The sequence below is a fragment of the Streptomyces sp. CG4 genome, from assembly GCF_041080655.1.
Taxonomy (GTDB): Bacteria; Actinomycetota; Actinomycetes; order Streptomycetales; family Streptomycetaceae; genus Streptomyces.
In genome coordinates this window covers 3,471,123-3,496,735 of the sequence record NZ_CP163525.1, presented here as the reverse complement: position 1 = coordinate 3,496,735, position 25,613 = coordinate 3,471,123, and the positions used below count along the sequence as shown (strand labels likewise).

At 71.6% G+C, this 25,613-nt stretch carries 22 protein-coding genes and 1 pseudogene; 14 read left to right on the top strand and 9 right to left on the bottom strand.

All coding sequences use genetic code 11. From position 1 onward, the window contains the following. Nucleotides 1–77 precede the first annotated feature (77 nt). Nucleotides 78–815: a ferritin-like fold-containing protein gene (locus AB5L52_RS15735; protein ID WP_369364581.1), complete on the top strand. Its 738-nt coding sequence runs from the start codon at nt 78–80 to the stop codon at nt 813–815. A 149-nt stretch (nt 816–964) separates the two neighbouring features. Here AB5L52_RS15735 and AB5L52_RS15730 read toward each other — a convergent pair whose 3' ends face one another. The 4 genes from AB5L52_RS15730 to AB5L52_RS15715 all read right to left on the bottom strand — a co-directional run bounded on the left by AB5L52_RS15730 (nt 965) and on the right by AB5L52_RS15715 (nt 2,846). After that, entirely contained in the window at nt 965–1,234 is a 270-nt protein-coding gene (locus AB5L52_RS15730; RefSeq protein WP_369364579.1) for a hypothetical protein, read from the bottom strand. 206 nt (nt 1,235–1,440) lie between these two features. Next, nucleotides 1,441–1,668 carry a DUF3107 domain-containing protein gene (locus AB5L52_RS15725; RefSeq protein ID WP_351024142.1) on the bottom strand — a complete coding sequence of 76 codons (228 nt, stop codon included), beginning with the start codon at nt 1,666–1,668 and terminating at the stop codon, nt 1,441–1,443. Between the two features lie 134 nt (nt 1,669–1,802). Next, entirely contained in the window at nt 1,803–2,444 is a 642-nt protein-coding gene (locus AB5L52_RS15720; RefSeq protein ID WP_369364577.1) for a TetR/AcrR family transcriptional regulator, read from the bottom strand. 180 nt (nt 2,445–2,624) lie between these two features. Continuing rightward, a complete protein-coding gene (locus AB5L52_RS15715) occupies nt 2,625–2,846 on the bottom strand; it encodes a hypothetical protein (protein ID WP_351024136.1) in 222 nt (73 codons plus the stop codon). 254 nt (nt 2,847–3,100) lie between these two features. On the opposite strand from AB5L52_RS15715, the gene AB5L52_RS15710 reads away from it, so the two are divergent. The 12 genes and pseudogenes from AB5L52_RS15710 to moeZ all read left to right on the top strand — a co-directional run bounded on the left by AB5L52_RS15710 (nt 3,101) and on the right by moeZ (nt 18,555). Beyond that, nucleotides 3,101–4,108: an alpha/beta hydrolase gene (locus tag AB5L52_RS15710; protein ID WP_351562138.1), complete on the top strand. Its 1,008-nt coding sequence runs from the start codon at nt 3,101–3,103 to the stop codon at nt 4,106–4,108. A 7-nt stretch (nt 4,109–4,115) separates the two neighbouring features. After that, nucleotides 4,116–5,762, top strand: coding sequence for a DUF3152 domain-containing protein (locus AB5L52_RS15705; protein WP_369364574.1), 1,647 nt, complete (start codon nt 4,116–4,118; stop codon nt 5,760–5,762). 56 nt (nt 5,763–5,818) lie between these two features. Continuing rightward, entirely contained in the window at nt 5,819–5,914 is a 96-nt protein-coding gene (locus AB5L52_RS15700) for an Ms4533A family Cys-rich leader peptide (protein WP_351024127.1), read from the top strand. A 192-nt stretch (nt 5,915–6,106) separates the two neighbouring features. Further along, entirely contained in the window at nt 6,107–7,825 is a 1,719-nt protein-coding gene (locus tag AB5L52_RS15695; protein WP_369364572.1) for an ABC transporter substrate-binding protein, read from the top strand. Nucleotides 7,826–7,829: 4 nt separating this feature from the next. Next, nucleotides 7,830–8,917, top strand: a pseudogene (locus tag AB5L52_RS15690) (ABC transporter permease). Next, nucleotides 8,914–9,912 (top strand): ABC transporter permease, encoded by a 999-nt coding sequence (locus AB5L52_RS15685; RefSeq protein ID WP_369364570.1) that lies wholly within the window; start codon nt 8,914–8,916, stop codon nt 9,910–9,912. Before AB5L52_RS15690 ends, AB5L52_RS15685 begins: the two are co-directional and overlap by 4 nt. Further along, nucleotides 9,909–11,501: an ABC transporter ATP-binding protein gene (locus AB5L52_RS15680; RefSeq protein ID WP_351024116.1), complete on the top strand. Its 1,593-nt coding sequence runs from the start codon at nt 9,909–9,911 to the stop codon at nt 11,499–11,501. Before AB5L52_RS15685 ends, AB5L52_RS15680 begins: the two co-directional genes overlap by 4 nt. Nucleotides 11,502–11,703: 202 nt before the next feature. Further along, nucleotides 11,704–13,410 (top strand): DUF3492 domain-containing protein, encoded by a 1,707-nt coding sequence (locus AB5L52_RS15675; protein ID WP_369364568.1) that lies wholly within the window; start codon nt 11,704–11,706, stop codon nt 13,408–13,410. Between the two features lie 464 nt (nt 13,411–13,874). Then, complete coding sequence (locus AB5L52_RS15670) at nt 13,875–15,143, top strand: hypothetical protein (protein WP_369368883.1); 1,269 nt, start codon at nt 13,875–13,877, stop codon at nt 15,141–15,143. A gap of 473 nt (nt 15,144–15,616) precedes the next feature. Next, nucleotides 15,617–16,576, top strand: coding sequence for an NAD-dependent epimerase/dehydratase family protein (locus tag AB5L52_RS15665; protein ID WP_351024111.1), 960 nt, complete (start codon nt 15,617–15,619; stop codon nt 16,574–16,576). Beyond that, nucleotides 16,564–17,313: a spherulation-specific family 4 protein gene (locus tag AB5L52_RS15660; RefSeq protein ID WP_369364565.1), complete on the top strand. Its 750-nt coding sequence runs from the start codon at nt 16,564–16,566 to the stop codon at nt 17,311–17,313. Before AB5L52_RS15665 ends, AB5L52_RS15660 begins: the two co-directional genes overlap by 13 nt. Nucleotides 17,314–17,376: 63 nt before the next feature. After that, nucleotides 17,377–18,555, top strand: coding sequence for an adenylyltransferase/sulfurtransferase MoeZ (moeZ, locus tag AB5L52_RS15655; protein ID WP_351574801.1), 1,179 nt, complete (start codon nt 17,377–17,379; stop codon nt 18,553–18,555). 156 nt (nt 18,556–18,711) lie between these two features. Here moeZ and AB5L52_RS15650 read toward each other — a convergent pair whose 3' ends face one another. The 3 genes from AB5L52_RS15650 to AB5L52_RS15640 form a co-directional block, all read right to left on the bottom strand. Next, on the bottom strand, nt 18,712–18,924 hold the full coding sequence (locus AB5L52_RS15650; RefSeq protein WP_351574804.1) for a hypothetical protein: 213 nt from the start codon (nt 18,922–18,924) through the stop codon (nt 18,712–18,714). Between the two features lie 214 nt (nt 18,925–19,138). Next, nucleotides 19,139–19,267 (bottom strand): hypothetical protein, encoded by a 129-nt coding sequence (locus tag AB5L52_RS15645; RefSeq protein ID WP_351024100.1) that lies wholly within the window; start codon nt 19,265–19,267, stop codon nt 19,139–19,141. A gap of 427 nt (nt 19,268–19,694) precedes the next feature. Next, on the bottom strand, nt 19,695–20,072 hold the full coding sequence (locus tag AB5L52_RS15640) for an MAE_28990/MAE_18760 family HEPN-like nuclease (RefSeq protein ID WP_369368882.1): 378 nt from the start codon (nt 20,070–20,072) through the stop codon (nt 19,695–19,697). Here AB5L52_RS15640 and AB5L52_RS15635 point away from each other — a divergent pair. Then, entirely contained in the window at nt 20,071–20,730 is a 660-nt protein-coding gene (locus tag AB5L52_RS15635; protein ID WP_351024097.1) for an NAD(P)H-dependent oxidoreductase, read from the top strand. The two genes, AB5L52_RS15640 and AB5L52_RS15635, sit on opposite strands and share 2 nt — an antisense overlap. 25 nt (nt 20,731–20,755) lie before the next feature. On the opposite strand, the gene AB5L52_RS15630 is transcribed toward AB5L52_RS15635, so the two are convergent. Further along, nucleotides 20,756–22,303 carry an alpha/beta hydrolase gene (locus AB5L52_RS15630; RefSeq protein ID WP_369364562.1) on the bottom strand — a complete coding sequence of 516 codons (1,548 nt, stop codon included), beginning with the start codon at nt 22,301–22,303 and terminating at the stop codon, nt 20,756–20,758. Between the two features lie 176 nt (nt 22,304–22,479). After that, entirely contained in the window at nt 22,480–25,479 is a 3,000-nt protein-coding gene (locus AB5L52_RS15625) for a lysylphosphatidylglycerol synthase domain-containing protein (protein WP_369364560.1), read from the bottom strand. Nucleotides 25,480–25,613 lie beyond the last annotated feature (134 nt).

Genomic DNA, 25,613 nt, shown 5'->3' with positions numbered 1-25,613 from the left:
GATTTGGTCACGTCATGGTGGTCACACTGATCCACCAGCACCTTCCGGGGCCACGCGAGCGGACTATTGTGCGGCTCATGACTAGCTCTGACAAGCCTGAGAACGACTCCGCAGCGCCCACGGGCGTCGCCGCCCAGGACTGGGCGCAGGCCTCCGCCGACCCGCACTACCGCGCCGCCGTCGTGGACCTGCTCGGCGCGCTCGCGTACGGGGAGCTGGCGGCGTTCGAGCGGCTCGCGGAGGACGCGAAGCTGGCGCCGACCCTCGCGGACAAGGCGGAGCTGGCGAAGATGGCCTCGGCCGAGTTCCACCACTTCGAGCGGCTGCGGGACCGGCTGACCGAGGTCGGCGAGGAGCCGACGGCCGCGATGGACCCGTTCGTCGCCGCGCTCGACGGCTTCCACAAGCAGACCGCGCCCTCGGACTGGCTGGAGGGCCTGGTCAAGGCCTACGTCGGCGACTCGATCGCGAGCGACTTCTACCGGGAGGTCGCGGCCCGGCTCGACTCCGACACCCGGGAACTGGTTCTGGCCGTTCTCGACGACACCGGGCACGCCGAGTTCGCGGTGGAGAAGGTGCGGGCCGCCATCGACGCCGACCCGCGCGTGGGCGGCCGGCTGGCGCTGTGGGCGCGGCGGCTGATGGGCGAGGCGCTGTCGCAGTCCCAGCGGGTGGTCGCCGACCGGGACGCGCTGTCCACGATGCTCGTGGGCGGGGTGGCCGACGGGTTCGATCTCGCGGAGGTCGGGCGGATGTTCTCGCGGATCACCGAGGCGCACACGAAGCGGATGGCTGCGCTGGGCTTGGCGGCGTAGCGCCCTGTGGGGGTGGTTGCGGGGAGTTGCGCGGCTGCGGGTCTGTTGTGGCTTGTCGCGCCCACGCGGCGGAGCCGCATATCAAGCACAGCCCCGCGCCCCTAGGGGGTGTCCGGGGTGTCCTTGCGCCCGTTGTAGAGGCGCCGGTGCTACGCCGTCGCTGATCGTCGGCGTAGGCCCGCTGACGGGCGCAGCAGGAGGGACAGGGAGGCCGCGGCGATGACCGCGGCGCCCAGGAGGCTCAGCCAGGCGGCGCCGGGGCCCAGAGCGGTGTGCGTGACGAAGTCGCCGAAGAGGGCGCCGGCCACGCCTGTCGAGAGGACCAGCGGGCGGGCCGGGAGCCGGTGGGACAGGCGGTAGACCGCCGCCCCGGCGAGGATCAGACCGAGCACTGCGGATCCGAGTGCTTCCAGGATCATGTCGGGGTCCCTCCCACGGCCGGTCTGCCCAGATACGGTCGTAGCCCGTCATACCCGTGACCTGCGGATTGCAATCCTCCGCTGTGGAGGAGTTGTGCGCCAACTGTGCGCACAGTTCATGGAGAAGCCTAGGGGGGACCGGGTGCCCGCCTCATGCGAAAGGGCCCGGCGGCACGCGGCCGCCAGGCCCTTTTCACTACGACGGCCTACAGGGCGCCGAACCCCACCTTGCGCACAGTCGGCTCGCCGATCTCCACGTACGCCAGGCGGTCGGTCGGCACCAGGACCTTGCGGCCCTTCTCGTCCTGGAGGCTCAGCAGCTGCGTCTTGCCGGACAGGGCGTCGGACACCAGACGCTCGACCTCCTCGACGCTCTGACCGCTCTCCAGAACGATCTCGCGGGGCGCGTACTGCACGCCGATCTTGACCTCCACGGCTTTGTCCCTCCGACGGTCACTGATGTGCGCGATCTTCCGCGCCGTACCCAGCACACATTAGTCCGGTGAGGGGACGCACACGCTGCGGGCCGGAACGCCGTCAGCGAACAGGGCGCGGGAACAAAAGGCCGTCAGTGGTGTTGGGTGCCGTGCAGCGGGAAGCCGGCGATGCCCCGCCAGGCCAGCGAGGCCAGCAGCTGAACCGCCTGGTCGCGCGGCACGCTGCGGTCGCTGTGCAGCCAGGAGCGGGCCACCACCTGGGCGAGACCGCCGAGGCCGGAGGCGAGCAGCATCGACTCCGCGCGCGACAGACCGGTGTCCTCGGCGATCACCTCGCAGATCGCCTCGGCGCAGTCGTTCGTGACCTTGTCGACGCGCTCGCGGACCGCGGGCTCGTTCGTCAGGTCCGACTCGAAGACCAGCCGGAAGGCGCCGCCGTCGTCCTCGACGTACGCGAAATAGGCGTCCATCGTGGCCCGGACGCGCTGCTTGTTGTCGGTCGTCGAGGCCAGCGCGCCCCGCACCGACTGGATCAGCGCCTCGCAGTGCTGGTCCAGCAGGGCCAGATACAGGTCGAGCTTGCCGGGGAAGTGCTGGTAGAGCACCGGCTTGCTCACGCCGGCCCGCTCGGCGATGTCGTCCATCGCCGCGGCGTGATAGCCCTGCGCGACGAAGACCTCCTGGGCCGCGCCCAGGAGCTGGTTCCGTCGGGCTCGGCGCGGCAGACGGGTGCCACGCGGGCGGGCCGCCTCAGTTTGCTCGATGGCTGTCACGCCGCCTCCCAAAGTCGTCCATTTCGCGGTCTCAGCCGCGCGGCCATCGTACTTTTCGGTAACCGTGGTGTGCGCGGTGCGAGCGCAGAATTTCACGTACCGGACGGCGGCGGAAGCGGCACCCTGCTCCTCGCGCGGCCGCGGGACCGTGTCGAGGTCGGTGGTGGCCGAGGTCGGAGGTCAGCGGTAGTCGTCCTCGTCGAGTGTGACGACACGCGTCTGTTCGACCAGATCGGCCACGTTCGCACGGTCCTGGTCCACGCCCGTCAGCGGGTCGTCGGTGTCCGGTGAAAGGGCGGCGTGCTGCTCGGCGGCGTCCACCTCGGGGGCCTCGACGTCGATCTCGGCCGGGTCCGCCTCCAGATCCTCGGTCGCGTCGGGCTCTGTGGGGTCATAGGCCATGGTGGGCTCCCTTCCTACGAACGTCCCTGGAAGCGGCAGGGGCCACATACGGGTGCCCTCGGTATGAGCCTATGAGACAGCCATCCCGGACGCCATGCCGTCTCGCCCGTTCGTCGCCCTTGTTCACCGGTCCACACCGGTGTCGCCGATCACGTACGTTCCGCGCGCACTCGTCCGTTTCACTCGTCACTCAGCGTTCACTCTGTGACCGCGAACACACGAACCCCGGCGTGATCACCTCGTAACATTGCCGCATGTCTTCGACCGAGTCGCCGTCCGTGCCGGCCGCCAGTGTGCTTCCGGAGGTGGCGCCGCCCGTCCGGGTCGGTGAGGGCGAGCGGCTGCGGTCCGTGGGGCTGCCCGGAGTCACCCTGTCGATCCGGTCCCGCAATCCCGCGGACGAGGGCCTGCCGCCCGCGCTCTACGTCCACGGGCTCGGCGGTTCCTCGCAGAACTGGTCGACGCTGATGGCCCAGCTGGACGGCGTCGTCGACAGCGAGGCGCTCGACCTGCCGGGCTTCGGCGACTCGCCGCCCCCTGACGACGGGAACTACTCCGTCACCGGGCACGCGCGCGCGGTGATCCGCTATCTCGACGCGGCAGGGCGTGGCCCGGTCCATCTGTTCGGCAACTCGCTCGGCGGCGCGGTCACGACGCGCGTGGCCGCCGTACGCCCCGATCTCGTCCGTACGCTCACCCTCGTGTCGCCCGCCCTGCCGGAGCTGCGCATCCAGCGCACCGCGGCGCCGACCGCACTGCTCGGCGTGCCCGGGGTCGCCGCCCTGTTCACCCGGCTCACCAAGGAGTGGACGGCCGAGCAGCGGGTGCGCGGGGTCATGGCGCTCTGCTACGGCGACCCCTCGCGCGTGTCACCCGAGGCGTTCCAGGACGCCGTCGAGGAGCTGGAGCGGCGGCTGCGGCTGCCGTACTTCTGGGACGCGATGGCCCGCTCCGCGCGCGGGATCGTCAACGCGTACACGCTCGGCGGACAGCACGGGCTGTGGCGCCAGGCCGAGCGCGTGCTCGCGCCGACCCTGCTCATCTACGGCGGCCGCGACCAGCTCGTCGGCTACCGCATGGCCGGCCGCGCCGCCCGCTCCTTCCGTGACTCCCGCCTGCTGTCCCTGCCGGACGCCGGGCACGTGGCGATGATGGAGTACCCGAACGTGGTGGCGACGGCGTTCCGCGAACTCCTCACGGACACCGGGGAGCCGGGCGCGGATCGCGAAGACCCCGTCACCGTCCCGGGTGCGGGGAGCTGAGGCCCGCGTGGGACGCCACAGTCGCCGGGGCCCGGCCCCCAAGGACGACTCCGCAGACATAACCGCACAGCGCACCCCCCGGCAGGGGACCCGCCCGGGAGACGGCAGGGACATCCCGGGGCAGGGAAGCGCGGCCGGGACACCGCACGCTCAGGGGCGTGGGGGCGTTCCGGGCGCGCCCGGAACGGCGACCGGTGCGTCCGGCGCGGCGACCGGTCCGTTCGGCGCCGCTGCGCCGCGAGGCGGGCAGCCGCTGCTGCCGGGGCAGCGACAGGCGCCGATGGGCGCCACGCCCGCACACGGTGTCCCCAGGCTTCCTGACGGGACTCCGGCTCATGGTGTGCCGAGGTTCCCCGATGGCACCCCGGCGCGCGGCGTGCCCCGGTTCCCTGACGGGACTCCGGCGCGCGGTGTTCCGAGGTTCCCCGACGGCACCCCCGCGCGCGGCGTGCCCCGTTTCCACGAGGGTGCTGTCGCTCGTGGTGGGCATCCCGAGCAGCGGGAAGCCGGTGGTGGCTGGGGTGAGTTCGTGGGGGCCGGCGGGCCCGGGGTCGTCCTTCCGCGGCAGCGGTCGGCGGGGCCGGGGCCGGGGCCCGGAGGCGGGCCTCGGCAGGAGTATCTCGACGCCTTCACCGACGGGCGCGACGGCACCGTCGGACTCGACGGCACCGTCGGACTCGACGGCACCGTCGGGCTCGACGACGACATCGACGTCTTCGCGCCCCGCACGGGGGAGCCGCGCCCCGCCGAGGAGCACCCGGCCGACGCGCCTGCGGCAGACGCCCCTGAAGGGGCGCGGGGAACCGCGCGAGCAGCCACCGCGCACCCGCAGTCGCGGGACGACGGAGCCACCTCCCAGGGAGTGCTTCGCGGCCGGACCCTCACGGGGATCGCGGCGGCCGCCGTCACCACCGTGCTCGCGGTGGTCGTCGCCGGACAGGTGGCCGAGTCGAAGGACGCCGGCGGCACGCAGTCGCGGTCCGTGCCCGACCAGGCCGGTGACGCGCGCACCGGGGGCGGTCGGGCCCCGTCCTCCTTGCCCGGCACGGTCACGCTGTCGTACGAGCAGAAGATGGACCGGACGTACCCGCTCAGCGCCACGCTGAAGGGCTCGGGGAAGTTCGCCGTGGTGCCCGGTTTCGCCAAGGCGCCGGGCACCGGACGGAAGTACACCTACCGTGTGGACATCGAGCAGGGCATGGGCCTGGACGGCGAGCTGTTCGCCGAGGCCGTGCAGAAGACCCTGAACGACGACCGCAGTTGGGCCCACGGCGGCGCCCGTACCTTCGAGCGGATCTCCTCCGGCAGGCCCGACTTCGTGATCACGCTGGCGAGCCCCGGTACGACCGCCCAGTGGTGCGCCAAGTCCGGGCTGGACACCACGGAGGACAACGTCTCCTGCGACTCCGCCTCCACCGAACGAGTGATGATCAATGCATACAGGTGGGCCCAGGGCAGCAAGACATACGGGGACAAAATCTACCCTTACCGGCAAATGTTGATCAATCATGAGGTCGGCCACCGGCTCGGATACGGCCATGTGAGCTGCCAGAAGAACGGCGAACTCGCTCCCGTCATGCAGCAGCAGACCAAGTTCCTCGACCATGACGGAATCCACTGTCTGCCCAATCCCTGGCCGTATCCCGGGAGTTGACGGGCGCCGCTTACGTCACATTGACACGAGGCGCATGGTCGTTCATATTTCTGCGCATGTGGTCTAGTCATGCCGTCCGTGAGAGCGCAGCCATCGAGCTGGCGCTCATCGGCGTGACCGCGCTCTGCGTGGCCGACATCGACTGTCGCTGACGCCGCCTCCCCGGCGTTCGCGTCGCGACCTTCTCTTCTCCTCCGTCCGTGACCGTGTCACGGATTTTTCGGCGACCCGAAGCCCGGGGCCGACGTCTGCTCGCAGTCGTCTCACTCCTCGTCCGCATGTCTCACTTTTCGAGAAGTCCCTGATCAGGGTCTCGATCATTTCCCCGAGAGGTCGTCATTCCGATGCGTCAACCGTCCGTCAGAGCGCGCCGCGTGGCAGCGGCATCCGTCAGCCTGGTCGTGGCAGCGGGCGTCGCCGCCTGCGGCCCGAAGGACAACGATGCCAAGGGCTCCGGTGGCGACTCCACGCCTCACAAGGGCGGCACCCTGACGGTGCTGAACTCCCAGCCGCAGACCGACTTCGACCCGGCCCGCCTCTACACCTCCGGCGGCGGAAACGTCCCTTCGCTGGTCTTCCGCACCCTCACCACGCGCAACCGCGAGAACGGCGCGGCCGGTTCCAAGGTCGTCCCCGACCTCGCCACCGACACCGGACGCCCCAACAAGGACGCGACCGTGTGGACGTACACCTTGAAGAAGGGCCTCAAGTACGAGGACGGTACGCCCATCACCTCGGCCGACATCAAGTACGGCATCGAGCGCTCCTTCGCGCCCGAGCTGTCCGGCGGCGCGCCGTACCTGCGTGACTGGCTGTCCGGCGCCGCCGATTACCAGGGGCCGTACAAGGACAAGAAGGGGCTCTCGGCGATCGAGACGCCGGACGCCCGGACCATCGTCTTCCATCTGGACAAGCCCGAGGGCGAGTTCCCGTTCCTCGCCACGCAGACGCAGTTCGCACCGGTGCCCCAGAGCAAGGACAACGGCACCAAGTACGAGGCGCACCCGATCTCGTCCGGCCCGTACAAGGTCGTCAAGAACGAGAACGACGGCGAGCATGTCGTGCTGGAGCGCAACACGTACTGGTCCACGGCGACCGACGCCGAGCGCAAGGCGTACCCGGACACCGTCGACGTCCGCTCCGGTCTCGACTCCTCCGTGATCAACCAGCGGCTGTCCGCGTCCCAGGGGGCGGACGCGGCCGCGGTCACCACGGACACCAACCTCGGACCGGCCGAACTCGCCAAGGTCAGCGGGGACAAGCAACTCGCCGCGCGCGTGGGCACCGGCCACTTCGGCTACACGAACTACCTCGCGTTCAACCCGACCGTGAAGCCGTTCGGCAACCCCAGGGTGCGGCAGGCGATCGCGTACGCCATCGACCGGTCCTCGGTGGTCAACGCGGCCGGCGGCAGCGCGCTCGCCGAGCCCGCCACCACCTTCCTGCCCAACCAGAAGTCCTTCGGCTACACGCCGTACGACCCGTTCCCGGCGGGCGCGTCCGGCAACGCGGCGAAGGCCCGGGAACTGCTCGCCCAAGCCGGTTACAAGAGCGGGCTCACCATCACGCTGACCCACTCCAACGCCAAGGACTTCGAGACCAGCCCGGAGATCGCGACCGCCGTCCAGGACGCGCTCAAGAAGGCCGGCATAACGGTCAAGCTGCAGGGCCTGGAGGACAACGACTACCGGGACAAGATCCACAGCGTGAAGACCGAGCCCGGCTTCTTCCTCGCGCACTGGGGTGCCGACTGGCCCTCCGGCGGTCCCTTCCTCGCCCCGATCTTCGACGGCCGGCAGATCGTCAAGGACGGCGCGAACTTCAACACGGGCCTGCTCAATGACACGTCGGTCAATGACGAGATTGACGCGATCAACAAGTTGACCGACCTTGACGCGGCCGCCAAGCGATGGGGTGCCCTGGACAAGAAGATCGGCGAGCAGGCCCTCGTCGTGCCGTTGTTCCACCCGGTCTACAAGCGTCTGTACGGCTCGGACGTCAAGAACATCGTCATCAGCGACTGGACCGGCGTGCTGGACATCTCCCAGGTCGCGGTGAAGTAGCGTCGTGAGCGAGGCACTTGTCGCCGTCGAGACCGCCGGGGCGGACACCGCCGCCCCGGCGGTCTCGGGGCCCGTCAGTTCTGGCGGCGGCTGCGCGCGCAGCGCGCCGCCCTGGTCGCCGCGGCCGTCGTCGCGCTGCTCGTCCTGATCGCGCTCGCCGCGCCGCTGCTCACCGCCCTGGAGGGCCAGGACCCCACCACGTACCACCCGTCCCTGATCGACTCCGCGCGCGGGGGCGTGCCCCTCGGCTCCTTCGGCGGCATCGGCGCCGACCACTGGCTGGGCGTCGAACCGCAGACCGGCCGCGACATGTTCGCCCGGCTGGTCTACGGGGCGCGGGTGTCGCTGGGCGTCGCGCTGGCGGCCACGGTGGTCCAGGTGGTCCTGGGCGTCGCCATGGGCGTGGCGTCCGGCCTCGGCAACCGCTGGGCCGACCTGGTCCTGAGCCGGATCACCGACATCTTCGTCGCGATGCCGCTGATGGTCATGGCACTCGCGCTGCTGGCCATCGTGCCCGACGGCTTCCCGCGGCCCGTCCTGGTCGCGCTGGTCATCTCCCTGGTCTCCGGCTGGAGCACGACGGCGAAGATGGTGCGCGCCCAGACCCTCACCCTGAAGAACCTCGACTACGTCGCCGCGTCCCGGCTCAGCGGCTGGAGCACCTGGCGGACCGCCGTACGCGAACTGCTGCCCGGCCTCGCCGCGCCCGTCATCACCTACGCGGCGCTGCTGATCCCGTCGAACATCAGCGCCGAGGCCGCCCTGTCCTTCCTCGGCGTCGGGGTGAAGCCGCCGACGCCGTCGTGGGGACAGATGCTCACCTCCGCCGACGTCTGGTACCAGGCGGCCCCGCAGTATCTGCTGCTGCCCGCCGCGGCCCTGTTCGTGACCGTGTTCGCGCTGACCGTCCTCGGCGACGGCGTCCGCGTCGCCCTCGACCCCCGCGCGGCCTCCCGCCTGCGCATCGGCACCGGCCGCAAGCGCGAGGCCCGCGCGGAGACCTCCGGACCGGAGCAGAACGCGGAGACCTCCGGACCGGAGCAGAACGCGGAGACCTCCGGACCGGAGCAGAACAAGGAGGACCGGGCATGAACGGCCTCACCGGCTTCGTCCTGCGCCGTGTCATCGGCGCCGTGGTCACCCTGTTCGCGCTCTCGGTGATCATCTACGTCGTCTTCTACGTCACCCCCGGCAACGTCGCCCAGATCACCTGCGGCCCGCGCTGCTCCCCGGCCCAGGTCCACCAGGTGGCCCAGCAACTCCACCTCGACGACCCGCTGTACGTGCGCTACTGGCACTTCCTGCAGGGCCTCTTCGTCGGCCAGGACTTCTCCACCGGCACATCCGTGGAGCACTGCGCGGCGCCCTGCCTGGGCCAGTCGTACCAGACCGACCAGCAGGTCACCGGCATCATCCTGACCAGGCTGCCGGTGAGCTTCTCGCTGGTGCTCGGCGCGATGGTGATCTGGCTGCTGCTCGGCGTCGGCACCGGCGTGCTGTCCGCCTGGCGGCGCGGCCGCTTCAGCGAGCGCGCCCTGACCGCGCTCACCCTGGCCGGTGTCGCCACGCCCGTCTTCGTCATCGGCCTGGTCCTGATGATCGTCGTCTGCGGCGAGCTGCAGCTGCTGCCCTTCCCGGAGTACGTGAACTTCACCGACGACCCCGAACAGTGGGCGTGGAACCTGCTGCTGCCCTGGCTCTCCCTCGCCCTCATCGAGTCGGCCAACTTCGCCCGGCTGACCCGGGCGTCGATGCTGGAGACCCTCGCCGAGGACCACATCCGCACCTTCCGCGCGTACGGCGTCGGAGAGCGCGCGATCATCGCCCGGCACGCGCTGCGGGGTGCGACCGCGTCCGTCGTCGCGCTCAACGCCGTCACCTTCGGCTCGGCCGTCGGCGGTGCCGTGCTCACCGAGACCCTGTTCGGCCTGCCGGGCGTCGGCCAGGAGCTGGTGCACGCGGTGAAGGTCGTGGACCTGCCGGTGGTGGTCGGCATGGTTCTGGTCATCGGCTTCTTCGTGGTCCTCGCCAACGCCGTCGCGGACGTCCTGTACGCGGTGGCCGACCGACGGGTGGTGCTCGTATGAGCCTGGTCGACGTCACCGGCCTCACGGTCGAGTTCGGCTCCCTGCGGGCCGTGGACGGACTCTCCTTCAGCCTGGCGAAGGGGGCCGCGCTGGCCCTCGTCGGCGAGTCCGGCTCCGGCAAGTCCACGGTCGCGGGCGCCCTGCTGGGCCTGCACCGGGGCACCGGGGCCCGGGTCACCGGCTCGGTGCGGGTGGCCGGCACGGACGTACAGGCCGCCCCGGACGAGGAGCTGCGGCGGCTGCGCGGGGCGAAGGCCGCCATGGTCTTCCAGGACCCGCTGTCCTCGCTCGACCCGTACTACGCGATCGGCGACCAGATAGCCGAGGTCCATCGCGTACACACGCGCGTGTCGCGTCGTACCGCACGCGCGCGTGCCGTGGAGGTGCTGGAGCGGGTGGGAATTCCGGACGCGGTACGGCGCTCCCGGTCCCGGCCGCACGAGTTCAGCGGCGGCATGCGCCAGCGCGCCCTCATCGCCATGGCGCTCGCCTGCGAGCCGGACCTGCTGATCGCCGACGAGCCGACCACCGCCCTCGACGTCACCGTCCAGGCGCAGATCCTCGACCTGCTGCACACGCTGCGCGAGGAGACCGGCATGGGCCTGCTGCTCGTCACGCACGACGTGGGTGTCGCCGCCGAGAGCGTGGACGACGTCCTCGTGATGCGGCACGGCAGGGCCGTCGAGCACGGCCCCGTCGGCACGGTCCTCGCGGCGCCCGCCGAGGCGTACACCCGGGAACTCCTCGACGCCGTCCCGCGCGTGGACGCCCGCCGCACCGGTTCCCAGGCATCCGACGAGGTCGTGCTGGAGGCCGCCGGACTGCGGCGCGAGTTCGGGCGAGGCAAGCGGGCCTTCGCGGCCGTGGACGACGTCTCGCTGACCGTACGCCGGGGCGAGACCCTCGGCGTGGTCGGCGAGAGCGGCAGCGGCAAGACCACGCTCGGCCGGATGCTGGTCGGGCTGCTGGAGCCGACGGCCGGCGCGCTCCGCTACGCGGGCCACCCGCACACCGGCGTGAACCCGGCCGTCCAGATGGTCTTCCAGGACCCCGTCTCCTCCCTCAACCCCCGCCGCAGCGTGGGCGAGTCCATCGCCGACCCGCTACGCGCGCGTGGCGAACATGATGAGCAGGACATCCGGGGGCGCGTGACGGAACTGCTGGAGCGCGTGGGGCTCGACAGGGCGCACTACGACCGCTACCCGCACGAGTTCAGCGGCGGCCAGCGCCAGCGCGTCGGCATCGCCCGGGCGCTCGCCGCCGAACCGCGCGTCATCGTCTGCGACGAGCCGGTCTCCGCGCTCGACGTGACCACGCAGGCGCAGGTGGTCGAGCTGCTCGGCGAACTCCAGCGGGAACTCGGCCTCGCGCTGGTCTTCATCGCCCACGACCTCGCCGTCGTACGGCAGGTCAGCGACCGGGTCGCGGTGATGCGCCGGGGCCGGATCGTCGAGTACGGGCCGGCCGACGAGGTGTACGACAGCCCGCGCGAGCCGTACACCAGGCAGCTCCTGGCCGCCGTACCCGCGCTCGACCCGGAGCTGGCGGCGCGGCGGCGCGAGGCCCGGCGCGAGCCGGCCGTGGCGTAACGTTTCGTGCTCGGTTGATCGCCGTGTGAGGCCTTAGCGCGGCCGAACGCGACCCGCACGCGAAAGTTACGACCGTTCACCCCTTTTGGTGGTGCGACGGACAACCGTCCGTCGCACCACCGCCTTGTCCCCTTACGTTCGTCACCGCTGCGAGCCGCCGGGACAACGGTGGCTCCCCAGACGGGAGATCGGGGGTGCACACGTGCGCATCGGACTGCTTACCGAGGGTGGCTACCCGTATGTGGGCGGTGACGCCGGGCTCTGGTGCGACCGGCTCGTGCGCGGGCTCGGGCAGCACGAGTTCGACATCTACGCGCTCAGCCGCAGCCGGCGCCAGGAGGAGGACGGCTGGGTCCCGCTGCCGCCACAGGTCGGCCGGGTGCGCACGGCGCCGCTGTGGACGTCCGAGGACGACGGGGTCGCCTACGGGCGGCGCGCGCGCCGGCGCTTCACCGAGTGCTACGGCGAACTCGTCGGGGCGATGTGCGCCGGAGCCGGCGTCGACGCCGCCTCCGAGGGTGCGGCCACCGATCTGCCGGACCGTTTCGGCAGCGCGCTCTACGGGCTCGCCGAACTCGCCCGCGAACAGGGCGGGCTGGTCGGCGCCCTGCGCTCGGACGCCGCCGTGCACGCCCTCGAACGCGCCTGTCGCGCCCCCGGCGCGCTGCGCACGGCGCACGAGGCGCGCGTACCCGATCTGCTCACCGTCACCGCGCACCTCGAACGCGCCCTGCGCCCCCTCTCGCTCGACTGGTACGGCGACGACGGACTCGGCGCGGCCGACCTCTGCCACGCCGCCGCCGGAGGCCCCGCCGCCCTCCCCGGGCTGCTCGCCCGGCACTTCTCCGGCGTGCCGCTGCTCGTCACCGAGTACGGCGTGCAACTCCGCTCGCACTACCTGGCCCTCGGCCCCGACACCGCCGCCCCCGCCGTACGCGCGCTGCTCGGCGCCTTCCAGGGCCGGCTCGCCGCCGAGGTCTACCGGCGGGCCGAGCTCCTCACGCCCGGCAACTCCCACGCCCGGCGCTGGCAGGAACGGTGCGGCGCCGAGCGGGCCAGGATCCGCACCGTCCACCCGGGCATGGACGCCGGCCGCTTCGCGGAGGTCGGCGAGGCCCCGGACCGCGCCGACCCGGACACCCTGATCTGGGTCGGGCGCGTCGAACCCGCCAAGGACCTCATCTCGCTGCTGCACGCCTTCGCCGAGGTCCGCAAGGAGGAGCCCAAGGCGCGCCTCAGGATCGTCGGCGCGCCCTGCGGACCCGAGGGCGCGGCCTACCTCGGCCACTGCCGGGCGCTCGCCGCCCAGCTCTTCCCGGACGAGGCGGAGGGCGTGCACGCCGTCGGCGACAACCCGGTCTCCTTCGAGGAGATCGGCGGCCCGGAGGCCCCCACGCTGCCCGACGCGTACGCCGCCGGCGCGGTCGTCGTGCTGTCCAGCGTGGTCGAGGGCTTCCCGATCGGCCTGATCGAGGCCATGTTCTGCGGCAGGGCCACGGTCTCCACCGACGTCGGCGCGGTGGTGGAGGTCATCGGGGGCACCGGGCTCGTCGTGCCCCCGCGCAATCCGCGGGCGCTCGCGGAGGCGTGCGTGGCCCTGCTGCGCGACCCCGAGCGCCGTGAGCGCCTGGGCGCCGCCGCGCGCGCCCGCGCGCTCGAACTGTTCACCGTCGAGCAGAACATCGCGGCATTTCACGGCATTTACCTGGAGATCGTCTCGCACTGCCCGGTCCGCCGGGTCGTCCTCGACGAGGCCGGCGCGCCCCTGCCGTTCGCCACCCCCGCCGAGTCCCACGTCCCCGGCCGCTGGACCGGCCCCACGGCCCGCGTCCTGCCCCGGACCGTCCCCGGCTGGGCCACGGCCCCACCGGTGCGCACGACACCGCTGACCGCTGCGGAGGGGGCGTGATGAGCGTTCGGGACGACCGCGCCGACGGGGACGGGGAGTGCGCGGTGGGCGAGTTGAGCGGATGGGCGGCGCCGGGGAAGCCGGAAGGCACGGGTTCGGCCGCCGTGTCGGGGGCTTCCGGTGACGGGGCGCGCGCGGGGAGTGCGCCGGGCGCGCTGGACCTGCCGGGGATGCCCAGGGGGGCGGAACCCTGGGACTCGCGGTCGGGGGAGTGGGAGTGGGGCGAGGGAGACCGGGGTGGCGAGGGAGACCGGGGTGACGGGGCGGCCTGGTCCGGCGCAACCTCGTCGGATCGCGCGGGCTCTTCCGCGCCGACCGCTTCCGTGCCCGGCGCGGACAGCCTTGCCGGTCACGCCGACAGAACCGACCGGACTGGCTGGACCGGATGGACCGACAGGACCGACCGGACCGACCAGACTGGCTGGGCCGACCGGACCGGCCCCGGATCGCTTGCGGCGAGCGTCGTGGCGCGGGCGGAACCGGACGACCCGCTGTCGCTCAACTCGCCTTCCGGCGACCGGGATTCGAGCAGCCCCGAGCCGGGCAAGCGGCGCGTCGCCGTGCCCCGGAGGGGGACCGCCGACCCCGTGAAAGCGTTGCTGCACCGGCACCGCGACCTGTGCGAGCGGGCCGTGGACCCGTTGGAGATCGTGGCCGGGCTGGAGGCGCAAGGCGTCACCGACCGGACCGCCGCCCGCTTCCGCCACCGCGACGTCTTCTCGCTCGCCGAGGAGCTGTACGCGCGCGTGCCGCGAGGCGGCGAGCGGGGCCCCAGGACCGAGCCCCCGCCCGCACCCCGCGTCCGCGCGGACTGGATCCTGCTCACCCTCCTGCCCGGCGCCCTCGGCGCGGCCACCGTGGCCGGACTCCGCCTCACCCACGGTCACCCTCGCGTCCTGGTCGCCTGCACCGGTGTCCTGGCCGTCGCCCTCGCCCTGCGTGCCGCACTGCGCCGCGGACCCCTCGCCGGCCCGACCGGCACCGGCACACACGCGTGGCGCGCATCGAGCACCGGCACGCACGCATGGTGCGCGGGAAGCACCGGCACGCACGCGTGGCGCGCGGCGAACGGCACGCGCGCGTGGACCCTCTGGCTGCTCGGGTACGCCGTCCTCGGCGACGGTCTCCTCAACGCCGCCGTGACGGGCGGCCCCGACGCCCTGCCGACCGGCACCCCGAACGGCTCCTGGCCCACCGCCACCGCGCCCGCCCTCGCCCTCACGCTGGCCTGCGCCCCGGCCGCCTGGTGCGCCCATCTGCTCGCCGCGGGTGCCCGCCGCAGGCTCGCCGGCAGCCGGGGCCTGGAGGACTTCACGGCCGCCGCCAAACCGCTGCTGTTCGGCGCGTTCGCCCTGTTCGTGGGCGCGTTCACCGCACTGCTCGTGGTGTGCGGCACCGTCCTGCGGGAAAGCCCGGCCTGCCCGCAGACCCTTGCCCTGGGCGCCCTGCTGCTGCTCGCCCGGCTGCTCAGCGTGCACCACCACCGGCACGCCCCGGCCGTGGTGCTGGGCGCGGCGGCGGCCACGGAGGCGGTGGCCGTCGCCCTGCCGCTGGCCGCGCGGCTGCCCGGCTGTGTGGTCCTGGCGACCCCTGTACGGACCCTCGTGAACGCCTGGGGCGCGGCCGCCGTCCCGGCCCTCGGCTGCGGCATCGCGGCGCTGGTCCTGCTGGTCCACGCCGGCCGCACCCTCACCCAGGCCTCGGCACACGCGCCCACGGGAGCCCCCGAGTGAACCTTCCGCCACCGGCCCGCACCACCGCCGTGGGCGGCCGCACCACCCCCAATCACCGCCGCAGGCGGTCGCACCACCCCTTTTGAAGGAGAACGCCAGATGACCACCTCCCGACCCGGAGCGTCCGGAGCCCCCGGAACCGCCGGCGCGCCCGCAGCTGTCACAGCCGCGGGCGCAGAAGCCGCCGGGACCGCCGGAGCCGGAGTCCGGGGACTCACCGGATCCGCCGGCCCCGTCAGAGCGGGCGGACCCACCGCGCCTTCGTGGCTCACCGAGCCTTCTTGGACCAGCGCGCCTTCCCGGCCCACCGCGACTTTCCGGCCCACCGCGCCGGTCGGCCTCGCCGGGCACAGCGGCTCGACCGGACAGGGCGCTCCTGCGAGTCGTATCGGCAGCCTCGTCAGTCGTGCCACCCGTGCCCGGCACACCGGCCCCGCCCGTCACGTCAGTGCCCACACCCCGGGAGCCGCCCGATGAGGGTTCTGCTGATCGGAGCCAACGGATACCTCGGCCGCTTCGTCGCCGACCGTCTGCTCGCCGACCCGGCCGTCCAGCTCACCGCGCTCGGCCGCGGCGACGACGCCGACGTCCGCTTCGACCTCGCCACCGGCAGCCCCGGCGCACTCACCCGCTTCCTGGACGCGGTGCACCCCGGGGTCGTGATCAACTGCGCGGGCGCCATCCGCGGCGGCGCCCGCGAACTCACCCGGCACAACACCGTGGCCGTGGCCACCGTCTGCGAGGCCCTGCGCCGCAGCGGCTGCGGCGCCCGTCTGGTGCAGATCGGGTGCAGCTCCGAGTACGGGCCGAGCCAGCCCGGCTCCTCCACCGCCGAGGACGCCGTACCGCGCCCCGGCGGCCCGTACGGCGTCAGCAAGCTCGCCGCGACCGAACTGGTCCTCGGCTCCGGCCTGGACGCGGTCGTCCTGCGGGTCTTCTCGCCGGCCGGGCCCGGCACCCCGGCCGGCTCCCCGCTGGGCCGGCTCGCCGAGGCCATGCGGCGGGCCATGCAGTCCGGCGACGGTGAACTCAAGCTCGGCGGCCTCGGCGTCCAGCGCGACTTCATCGACGTACGCGACGTCGCCCGCGCCGTGCACGCCGCCTCGCTCTCCGCCGCCCAGGGCGTCATCAACATCGGCTCCGGCCGCGCCGTGCGCCTGCGCGACGCCGCCGCCGTCCTCGCGCGCGTGGCGGGGTACAGCGGTGCCCTGCACGAGCTCGACGCCCCGCCCGGCCCGCTGCGCGGCGCCATCGGACACCCGCGCCCCGACTCCGATCACGCGGCCCCGGTGGCGTACCCGTACCCGGACGGCTGCGGCAGCTGGCAGCAGGCCGATGTGCGCACCGCGCGCGACCGGCTCGGCTGGCGGCCCCGCATCAACCTCGAAGAATCCCTGGCCGACATCTGGATGGAGGCGGCATGCCGCATCTGACCAGCACCACAGCGGGCACCACGAGCACCGGCCTGCGCACCACCCTCGGCATCCCCGGCTTCGCCCACCCGCTCGTCGCCCCCGCCCAGTGGGCCGAGCTCTCCCGCCCGGGCACCCCGCTGGACTGGGTGGTCCTCAACGTCGCCGCGGGCCCCGGCACCCGCCCGGACCCGCACTGTCTGGAAGCCGCGGGCCGGCTGCGGGGCGCCGGCGTCCGCGTCCTCGGCCACCTGGACCTCACCCACGGTGCCCGCGCCTTCGGCGACCTGGTCGCCGACGCCCAACGCCACCTGGACTGGTACCGGGCCGACGGCTTCTTCCTGGACCGCTGCCCCAGCGACCGCACCGCGCTGCCCGAGGTCCGCCGCGCGGTCACCACGCTCCGGGCGATCAGTGACACCGCCCACATCGTCCTCGGCCACGGCAGCCACCCGCACCCCGGGTACGCGGACCACGCCGACCAGTTGGTGACCTTCGCCGGCGCCTGGTCCGACTACCGCTGGTCGCAGGCCGCCGAGTGGACCGCCGACTACCCGCCCGACCGCTTCTGCCACTTCGTGCACAGCGTGCCCCGCGGCCACCTGGAGGAGGCGCTGCGCATCGCACGCTGGCAGGGAGCGGCCACGATCTACTTCACAGACCGCACGGACCGCCGCGGCCGCGCCGACCCCTGGGAGACGATGCCCGGCTACTGGGACGAAATCGTCTCGCGTATCGGAACAGGTGTCTCGGAATGAAGAAGGCCGTGGCAGTGTTACGGGGAGAACAACCGTAGTGATTGACCGACCAACGGAGTCCCCGTGTCGCTGCCACCCCTGGTTGAGCCGGCTGCTGAGCTCACCGTAGACGAGGTCCGCAGGTACTCCCGCCACCTGATCATCCCCGACGTGGGCATGGACGGGCAGAAGCGGCTGAAGAACGCCAAGGTGCTCTGTGTGGGCGCCGGCGGCCTGGGCTCGCCGGCGCTGATGTACCTGGCCGCCGCGGGCGTGGGCACCCTCGGCATCGTGGAGTTCGACGAGGTCGACGAGTCGAACCTGCAGCGCCAGATCATCCACAGCCAGTCCGACATCGGCCGTTCCAAGGCCGAGTCCGCCCGTGACACCGTCAAGGGCATCAACCCGTACGTGAACGTGGTCCTTCACGAAGAGCGGCTCGAGGCCGAGAACGTGATGGACATCTTCAGCCAGTACGACCTGATCGTCGACGGCACGGACAACTTCGCGACCCGCTACCTGGTCAACGACGCCTGCGTGCTGCTGAACAAGCCGTACGTATGGGGTTCGATCTACCGCTTCGACGGCCAGGCCTCCGTCTTCTGGTCCGAGCACGGCCCCTGCTACCGCTGCCTCTACCCGGAGCCCCCGCCCCCCGGCATGGTCCCCTCCTGCGCCGAGGGCGGCGTGCTGGGCGTGCTGTGCGCGTCCATCGGCTCCATCCAGGTCAACGAGGCCATCAAGCTCCTCGCGGGCATCGGCGAGCCGCTGGTCGGCCGCCTGATGATCTACGACGCCCTGGAGATGCAGTACCGCCAGGTCAAGGTCCGCAAGGACCCGAACTGCGCGGTCTGCGGCGAGAACCCGACCGTCACCGAGCTCATCGACTACGAGGCCTTCTGCGGCGTCGTGTCGGAGGAGGCCCAGGAGGCCGCCCTCGGCTCGACGATCACTCCGAAGCAGCTCAAGGAGTGGATCGACGAGGGCGAGAACATCGAGATCATCGATGTCCGCGAGCCGAACGAGTACGAGATCGTCTCCATCCCGGGCGCCAAGCTGATCCCGAAGAACGAGTTCCTCATGGGCGCCGCCCTGGAGACCCTCCCGCAGGACAAGAAGATCGTCCTGCATTGCAAGACGGGTGTCCGCAGTGCGGAAGTCCTCGCCGTCCTGAAGTCCGCGGGCTTCGCCGACGCCGTCCACGTCGGCGGCGGCGTCATCGGCTGGGTCAACCAGATCGAACCCCACAAGCCGGTCTACTGACCGCCGCTTCCGCTCACCAGCGGGACTGACGAAGCCCACGGCTCTGAGCTGCTCGGATGCCGTGGGCTTCTGTCGTTGTTGGTTGGCGTCGGTCGGCCTCGCACGGCCCAGGGACGGCCCAGAAATCGCGCCGGTGGTGCGTGCCGGGAAGGTGCGTCACCTGCTGCAGGCAGCGACGATGCCCAGAATCACCAAGGCCACGAAGAACATCGCTACGCAACCACCTATGGCGCTCTCCGCCTCCGCGACGATCCCCTTGGGCTTCGGGCGGGACTTCTCGTAGTCCCGCATCCCTCGCGCAACCGCACGCCTGATTTCGTCCTCATCCACGGAGTCCCCCAAGCCAGCCACCGCGTTCTGAACGACCATGGTCAACCTACCTGTTGCGCACCATCGTCGCTCGATCCATCGGCGCGCACAGTGGCTGGCACTGACCTCTTCGTCCCGAAGCAACTTGGGTGGGGGCGCTGCCTCGGGCTGGTGTGGCACTCACCTGCGGCAATCGTCCGTGGGCGTCTGCGCTCGTCCGCTGCTGTTCGTCGGGGTTGTCACGCAGTCAGACACTCACCCCCGCGGCTCCGGATCACTTCTTGCGGCGCTTGCTCGCCCTCTTCTTCAGCTCGGCTTGGCCGCGCTTCGTCCAGTCACCTTGGTGGAGGTAGCAGCGCGACGTGCCCTTGACCGTCTTGTTCTGGCAACGTTTCCCAGTCACCGTCGGCCAACCGCACTTCCCCTGCTTCCACTCACCCACGGTCGCCCCTCCCGTTGGTCAGCCCTGCGTCTGAACATCCAGCCTGGCGCACCTTGCCTGCACAGGGCAGGGCGCATGGCCGACGGCACTAGGCGACCCGGGCGCACGCGGGTCAGTACGTCGAGCACACTTCGCCGAGTGCAGGCTTTCCAAGTCTGTTGGTCCCCTGCTGGGCGGAGTGCAGGCTCGTTCACCTGAGTTCATGGGCAGGGCAGTGCTGGGACGACCCCATGCGGATGGTCGCGCTTGAACGGCGGCGAATGAGACGGAAACTGAGACGGTCTGGCGCACGGCCAGGGTGGTGACCAGCTTGCCGAAATGGCGTGGGCTCAGGTCGGTGAGCGGGGCCATCCAGGATGGCATTACCAATACCCGCTTGAAGTAAAACCTAGAGTTCCTTGCGTCTTCGGTATGTCTGGTTCTCCGCTGCGGCGCCAACGGTATTTCGAACGAAACCCATGATCCCGAGAACTTCTAAATGCAACTCTTCATATGAATCCGCGTCGACACTTAGATATTGGCCGTGGGTTATTTCGTTTCGCACTCTTAGTAGCTCATAGTCGATGAGCCTCGTCTTGGTTTGGACAGGAGAAGAATCGAGGTAATGCCGGCCAGCGCCGGTGAGGTTGGCGTCGGCTGGCCGCGGACGGTCCCAGGACGGCACAGCTGCGGTCCTCCCCTGTCGCGTGATGTCCGTCGGGGAACCACACTGGTCGGTGGGGCGCCCTGCTGGAGGCGCTTGCCCGCGATGGAAGGACGGACCCATGCCCACGGACTCGCTTCCCGGCCCGCTGCGGTTCCTGATCTTCGGCGCGGCCCTGCGGGCCGATTCGACCAACGCCCGTCTCGCCTCCCTCGTGGCCCGGCTCATCTCCGACACCGGTGCCGCCGTCGACCTCGCCAGCATGCGCGATTTCGACATGCCCTTGTACGACGGTGACATGGAGACCGGCGAAGGGCTGCCGCACGGCGCCCTCGCCCTGCGCGACCGGCTAGAGCAGAGCGACGCCCTCGTCATTTCCTCGCCGGAGTACAACGCCTCCGTGCCGGGAGTGCTGAAGAACGCGATCGACTGGGTCTCGCGTGTCCGGCCGCAGCCGTTCAAGACCAAGCACGCGCTGCTCGTCTCCGCCTCGCCGTCGCTGGTCGGCGGCAACCGCGGGTTGTGGGCTCTGCGGATTCCCCTGGAACACCTGGGCACCCGTGTCTACCCGGACATGTTCAGCGTGGCCAACAGCTACCAGGCCTTCGCCGAAGACGGAACGCTGGCCGATCCGGGGCTGCAACAACGTCTCAGCGAGACCGTGTCGGGTTTCCTCAGCCTCGTCGAAGCGGACGTGCGCTACGTCTGCCTCGAACGCCGTTGGTACGAGTTTCTGGGAGACCGTACCGAGGCGGCCATCACCCAGCGGGCCGAGAAGTGACGCCGTACACGGGCTCCCGTGTGCCTCAGGAACAGACCGCGCCGGTCTTCGGCTCCTTGCCGTCCAGCAGGTAGTCGTTCACCGCGCTCTGTACGCACTTGTCCTTGCTGTCGTACGCACCGTGCCCCTGGCCCTTGTACGTGAGCTCGACGCCGACGCCCTTGCCGAGCGCCTCGACCATCTTCTGCGCGCCCTCGTACGGGGTGGCCGGGTCGCCGGTGTTGCCGACGACGAGGATGGGCGCCGAGCCGGGGGCGCTGACGTCGGGATGGTCAGCGGCGCCCGGCACGGCCCAGTCGGTGCAGCTGACCATGCCCCAGGCCAGATAGTCCCCGAACAGCGGGGAGGCGGCACGGAACTCGGGCAGCTTCTGCTGTACGTAGTCGGCGGTGTACCGCGGCTTTTCGTCGGCACAGTTGATGGCGGTGTTCGCCGCGGTGATGTTGCTGTACTCGCCGTTCTCGCTCCGGCCGTTCATCGAGTCGGACAGCAGCATCAGAATCTTGCCGTCGCCCTCGTACGCCCGCTCCAGGCCCTCGGTGAGGTACTCCCAGAAATCCTTGGAGTACAGGGACTGCGCGATGCCGTTGGTCGCGGCGGTCTGGGTGAGCCGGCGGGGCGCGATGCCCGGGATCGGCTTCTTCTCCAGGTCGTTGAGGAGTTTCGCGATGCGGTCCTTCACGTCCTGCGCGGTGTTGCCGATCGGGCACTCCGAGGTCTTCGAGGTGCAGTCCTGGGCGAAGTTGTCGAGCGCGAGCTGGAAGCCCTTGGCCTGTCCGAGCGCGCTCTGCTCGGCGTTCTCCGTGGGGTCGACGACGCCGTCGAGCACGGCACGGCCGACGTTCTTGGGGAACAAGTGGGCGTAGACGCCGCCGAGTTCGGTGCCGTAGGAGATGCCGAAGTAGTGCAGCTTGTCGTCGCCGAGGACCTGGCGCATCAGGTCCATGTCGCGGGCCGCGTCCGTGGTCGCCACGTGGGGAATGATCTGCTGCGAGTTCTTCTCACAGGCCGCGTTGAACTGCTTGGTGCGGTTCACCAGCGCGGTGCGCTCGGCGTTGTTGTCGGGGGTCGCGTCCTGCTGGAAGTACACGTCCAGCTGGGCGTCGCTCTCGCACTTCACCGGTGCGCTGCGGCCGACCCCGCGCGGATCGAAGCTGACCAGGTCGTAGCGGGTGCGCAGGGCGGCGTAGTCCTCGCCGAACGCGGGCAGCGTGGTGACACCGCTGCCGCCGGGCCCGCCGAAGTTGAAGACCAGCGAGCCGATCCGCCGGCTCGCGGGGCCGCTGGCCTTGGCGCGGATCAGGGCGATGTCGATGGTGTCGCCCTTGGGACGGCTCCAGTCCAACGGCGCCTTCATGGTGGCGCACTGCCAGGCGCCGCCGCCCGGCAGCGGCGACGGGGCGGCGCCGCCGCCCTCCGCCTCGGACGGAGCCGGGCAGTCCTTCCAGTCCAGCTGCTGCGCCGAGAGGTCGCCGTCCTGGCCGGCGCCGTCGCCGCAACCGGCCAGCAGGGCGGAGAGCAACAGAGCGGTGGTGGTCAGGGCGGCGGCGCGCAGCCGGGAGGGATTCGCCATGTTCCCCATCCTGGCGGCGCGCACGCCACCGCGCGCGGGGCGCGGGCCGTACGAGGTACGCGCACGCGGTGCCTACGGGGCGCACGCCTCCCTGCCTACGCGGGGTGCCTACGCGGGGCGCCTACGTGGGGCCCGTCCTCTCACCACAGGGCTCTCACCACAGGGTTCCCTTGCGCTTACAGGGCTCCCTTGCGGGTGAGGTGGTTGAAGGCCAGCCAGCCCGGGAGTACCGGCAGCCACAGCGTCAGCAGGCGGTACAGCAGCACGGCCGGCGCGGCGACCTCCTTGGGCAGGCCGAAGGCGATCAGGCCGAGTGTGAGGCTCGCCTCCACCGCGCCCACGCCGCCCGGGGTGGGCGCCGCGGACCCGAGGGCGTTTCCGGCGAGGAAGACGACGGCGACGCTGGCGATGCTGAGCGAGACCGTGCCGCCGCCGAACGCCCGGACGGAGGCGTCCAGGCACATCACGAAGCAGGCCGTCAGCAGGAGCATGCCGCCGATGCCGGTGACGAGCTTCTGCGGCCGCTGCAGCACGTCGAGCATGCGCGGTACGACACCGGCGAACAGCGACCGCACGCGCGTGACGACGAATTTCCGCAGGAACGGCACCGAGGTCACCACGAGCACCAGCACCGCCACCGTCAGCAGACCGGCGATGACCGTACGGGACGGCGACAGCGAGGGCGTCTTCTCGGTACCGGTCAGATAGCCGAAGGACAGCAGCATCAGGATGTGGCAGCCGAGCCCGAACAACTGCGACGCGCCGACGCTCGCCACCGCGAGCCCGGCGCGCACGCCGGCGCGCTGCAGGAAGCGTGTGTTGAGGGCGACACCGCCGACCGCGGCAGGCGCCACGATCTTCACGAAGGACCCGGCGACCTGGGCGGCCACGGTCCGCAGGAACGGCACCCGCTCCGGCACGAATCCCAGCAGTGCCATCGCCGCGGCGACATAGCTGAGCGCGGAGAACGCCACCGCGGCGCACACCCAGCCCCATTGGGCCTGCGCGAACAGCGTGCCGAACTGGATGTGGGTGAGCTGCGTCAGCAGGTAGTACGCGCCGATCGCACCCGCGATGAAGCTGATGAGGGTGCGCGGCCGCACCCGCTCCAGCCGGGCCGGCTCCACGGGGGCCTGCGGCCTGATCCGCAGCACCTCGTGCCGGATCTGGGTGAGCAGATCCTCCTCGCGGGCCTCTTCGAGGGCTTCGTCGATGGCCCGCCGCTCGGCCCGCTGCTCGGCGCGGACCGTCTTCTTGTCGGGCTTTTCCAGCTTCTTGCCGGGCTCCTCAAGGGTGGTGGGCCCGCTGGTCTCGGCGGCCTCCTCCAGACGGGCCTGCTTGGCCTGCCGGGACGCGTCGAGGACCGCTTCCCGCTCGCGCTGGGAGCGTTCGCGGGCCAGTCGGCGCAGCGTCGCGCGCGTGGAGCGCGTCAGCGCGATCGGCTGGAGCATTGGCAGACAGTCGGCGACGGCGTCGGGGCCGAGCACGCCGACCGCCGAGGCCACGGCCCGTTCGGCGCCCACCCGCAGACCCAGCGTCGTGACCAGCTGCGCCACGTCCATGCGCAGCAGCAGCTCGCCGGCCGCGATCTCGCCGCCGCGCAGCTCGGTGAGGATCACCCTGCCGGAACGATCCACCAGAATCGCGTCACCCGCGAGCCGGCGGTGCGCGATGCGCCGCGACTGCAGCGCCTGCACCTGGTGCCAGGTGTTGCGCAGCAGCTCGTCGGTGATCTCCGCGTCGGCCAGCGAGTCCAGCGTGCGCCCGCCGGAGTGCTCGTAGACGAGCATCACGGCATCCGGGCCCAGTTCGGAGGTGGCGATCAGCTTGGGCGCGTTGGCTCCGGCCGCGATCGCCGCGTACGCCAGCAGCGCCTCCTGCTCCAGGGCCTGGCGCAGCGACTGCAGGCTGGAGCGGGTGGCGAAGCCGCGCAGGGTGAGATTGCGCCACGCGCGGTAGAAGAAGCCCTGGGCCTGCTGTTCCCGGTCCACGACCGTGACGTCCAGCGGCGGGCCGTCCTCCAGGGTGACGAAATAGCGCCGGCCCCGGTCGCCGTTCTCCGACTCCACGGCCTCCTCGCGGGCCGCGCTGACGGGGTGGAAGCCGACGTGTCGCAGGCCCGCCATCAGGGTCTGTCCGGTGGGGCGGATGTTGGGGGAGCCGACCGCGTACAGCGTGCCGTAGGCGATGGTCCAGCCGATCAGCACCGTCAGGATGATCGAGAACGGGGTCGTGTAGCCCGTGACCAGCATCGAGAACGCGTCGAGCAGCAGCACCATCCACAGCACCGCGCGCCATCGGGGTCTGCGGGACATGCCGACGGCCGTCATGTAGGCGATGACGGGGGCCAGATAGCCGTGCACGGGGTCGGTCAGGACGTGGATGTCGCCCGGCGAGGGCTGGGTGAGCGCCTGCTGGATCGAGTCCGGTGCGGCCCGCGCGACCCACAGGTCGGTCGCCAGGGTCACTCCGTGGGCGAGGACGGCCGCGAGGACGCCGTCGGCGATGCGCAGCCCGTCCCGTTTGATCAGCCGCTCGATCGCGAAGGCGACCGGTACCAGCAGGATCGCGATGCTGGACGCCAGTCCCGCGATCTTGATCAGCAGGTCGGGGGCCTGCCCGGTGCCCTTGTTGATGTCCTGTTCGAGGCCCGAGGTGGTGCCGTGCGCGAACGCGGCGATCGCGAGCAGCACCACGATGGCGAGCAGGCCCACCAGCAGCCGCATGAGGTCGGAGGGGCGGTGCACGCGCGCGGGGAGCAGCGGTTCGTCGCCCTCCACGGCCTCGGCGCGCGGATCGTCGTCTGCGCCCGGACCGTGGTCGGGGGGTGTGTTCTCCGGGACGTGCGCCCCCTCGGTCTCGTGGTGATGGTTCTCACGCGCGCGCGTGCCGCCGTCTTCGGACGTGCCGGTGTTCTCCGTGCCGCTGTTCTTGGACGTGCCGGTGTTCTTGGACGTGCCGGTGTTCTCCGTGCCGCTGTTCCTGGGCGTGCCGGCGTCCTCGGCGCCGTTGTGCCCGGGGGTGCCGGTGTTTCCCGCACGGTCGTGCTCGCGCGGGTCGGCGCCCTCCCGCCGCGTGTCGTCGCGGCGGGAGCCCGTGCCGCCGGCGGTGCCGGGACGCGCTGGGGCGTCAGGGCTGCCCGCCCCGCCCTCGGGGTGCACGCCCTGCTGCTTCATGGTCTCTTCTTGGTCTCGTATCACCAGTCACCGCCCGCACGATGGTGGCATGCCCCACCGACCCACGCGGGCATCAGGGTGCGGATGCGCGGGCGCACAGTCTGCCGGAAGCGCCGTCCCGGGGCGAGGGGGCC

Coding starts and splice junctions, on each gene's coding strand:
- AB5L52_RS15735 (WP_369364581.1), top strand. CDS start 78: ATGACTAGCTCTGACAAGCCTGAGAACGACTCCGCAGCGCCCACGGGC.
- AB5L52_RS15730 (WP_369364579.1), bottom strand. CDS start 1,234: ATGATCCTGGAAGCACTCGGATCCGCAGTGCTCGGTCTGATCCTCGCC.
- AB5L52_RS15715 (WP_351024136.1), bottom strand. CDS start 2,846: ATGGCCTATGACCCCACAGAGCCCGACGCGACCGAGGATCTGGAGGCG.
- AB5L52_RS15710 (WP_351562138.1), top strand. CDS start 3,101: ATGTCTTCGACCGAGTCGCCGTCCGTGCCGGCCGCCAGTGTGCTTCCG.
- AB5L52_RS15700 (WP_351024127.1), top strand. CDS start 5,819: ATGTGGTCTAGTCATGCCGTCCGTGAGAGCGCAGCCATCGAGCTGGCG.
- AB5L52_RS15695 (WP_369364572.1), top strand. CDS start 6,107: ATGCGTCAACCGTCCGTCAGAGCGCGCCGCGTGGCAGCGGCATCCGTC.
- AB5L52_RS15685 (WP_369364570.1), top strand. CDS start 8,914: ATGAACGGCCTCACCGGCTTCGTCCTGCGCCGTGTCATCGGCGCCGTG.
- AB5L52_RS15680 (WP_351024116.1), top strand. CDS start 9,909: ATGAGCCTGGTCGACGTCACCGGCCTCACGGTCGAGTTCGGCTCCCTG.
- AB5L52_RS15665 (WP_351024111.1), top strand. CDS start 15,617: ATGAGGGTTCTGCTGATCGGAGCCAACGGATACCTCGGCCGCTTCGTC.
- AB5L52_RS15660 (WP_369364565.1), top strand. CDS start 16,564: ATGCCGCATCTGACCAGCACCACAGCGGGCACCACGAGCACCGGCCTG.
- AB5L52_RS15650 (WP_351574804.1), bottom strand. CDS start 18,924: ATGGTCGTTCAGAACGCGGTGGCTGGCTTGGGGGACTCCGTGGATGAG.
- AB5L52_RS15635 (WP_351024097.1), top strand. CDS start 20,071: ATGCCCACGGACTCGCTTCCCGGCCCGCTGCGGTTCCTGATCTTCGGC.
- AB5L52_RS15640 (WP_369368882.1), bottom strand. CDS start 20,072: ATGGGTCCGTCCTTCCATCGCGGGCAAGCGCCTCCAGCAGGGCGCCCC.
- AB5L52_RS15630 (WP_369364562.1), bottom strand. CDS start 22,303: ATGGCGAATCCCTCCCGGCTGCGCGCCGCCGCCCTGACCACCACCGCT.
- AB5L52_RS15625 (WP_369364560.1), bottom strand. CDS start 25,479: ATGAAGCAGCAGGGCGTGCACCCCGAGGGCGGGGCGGGCAGCCCTGAC.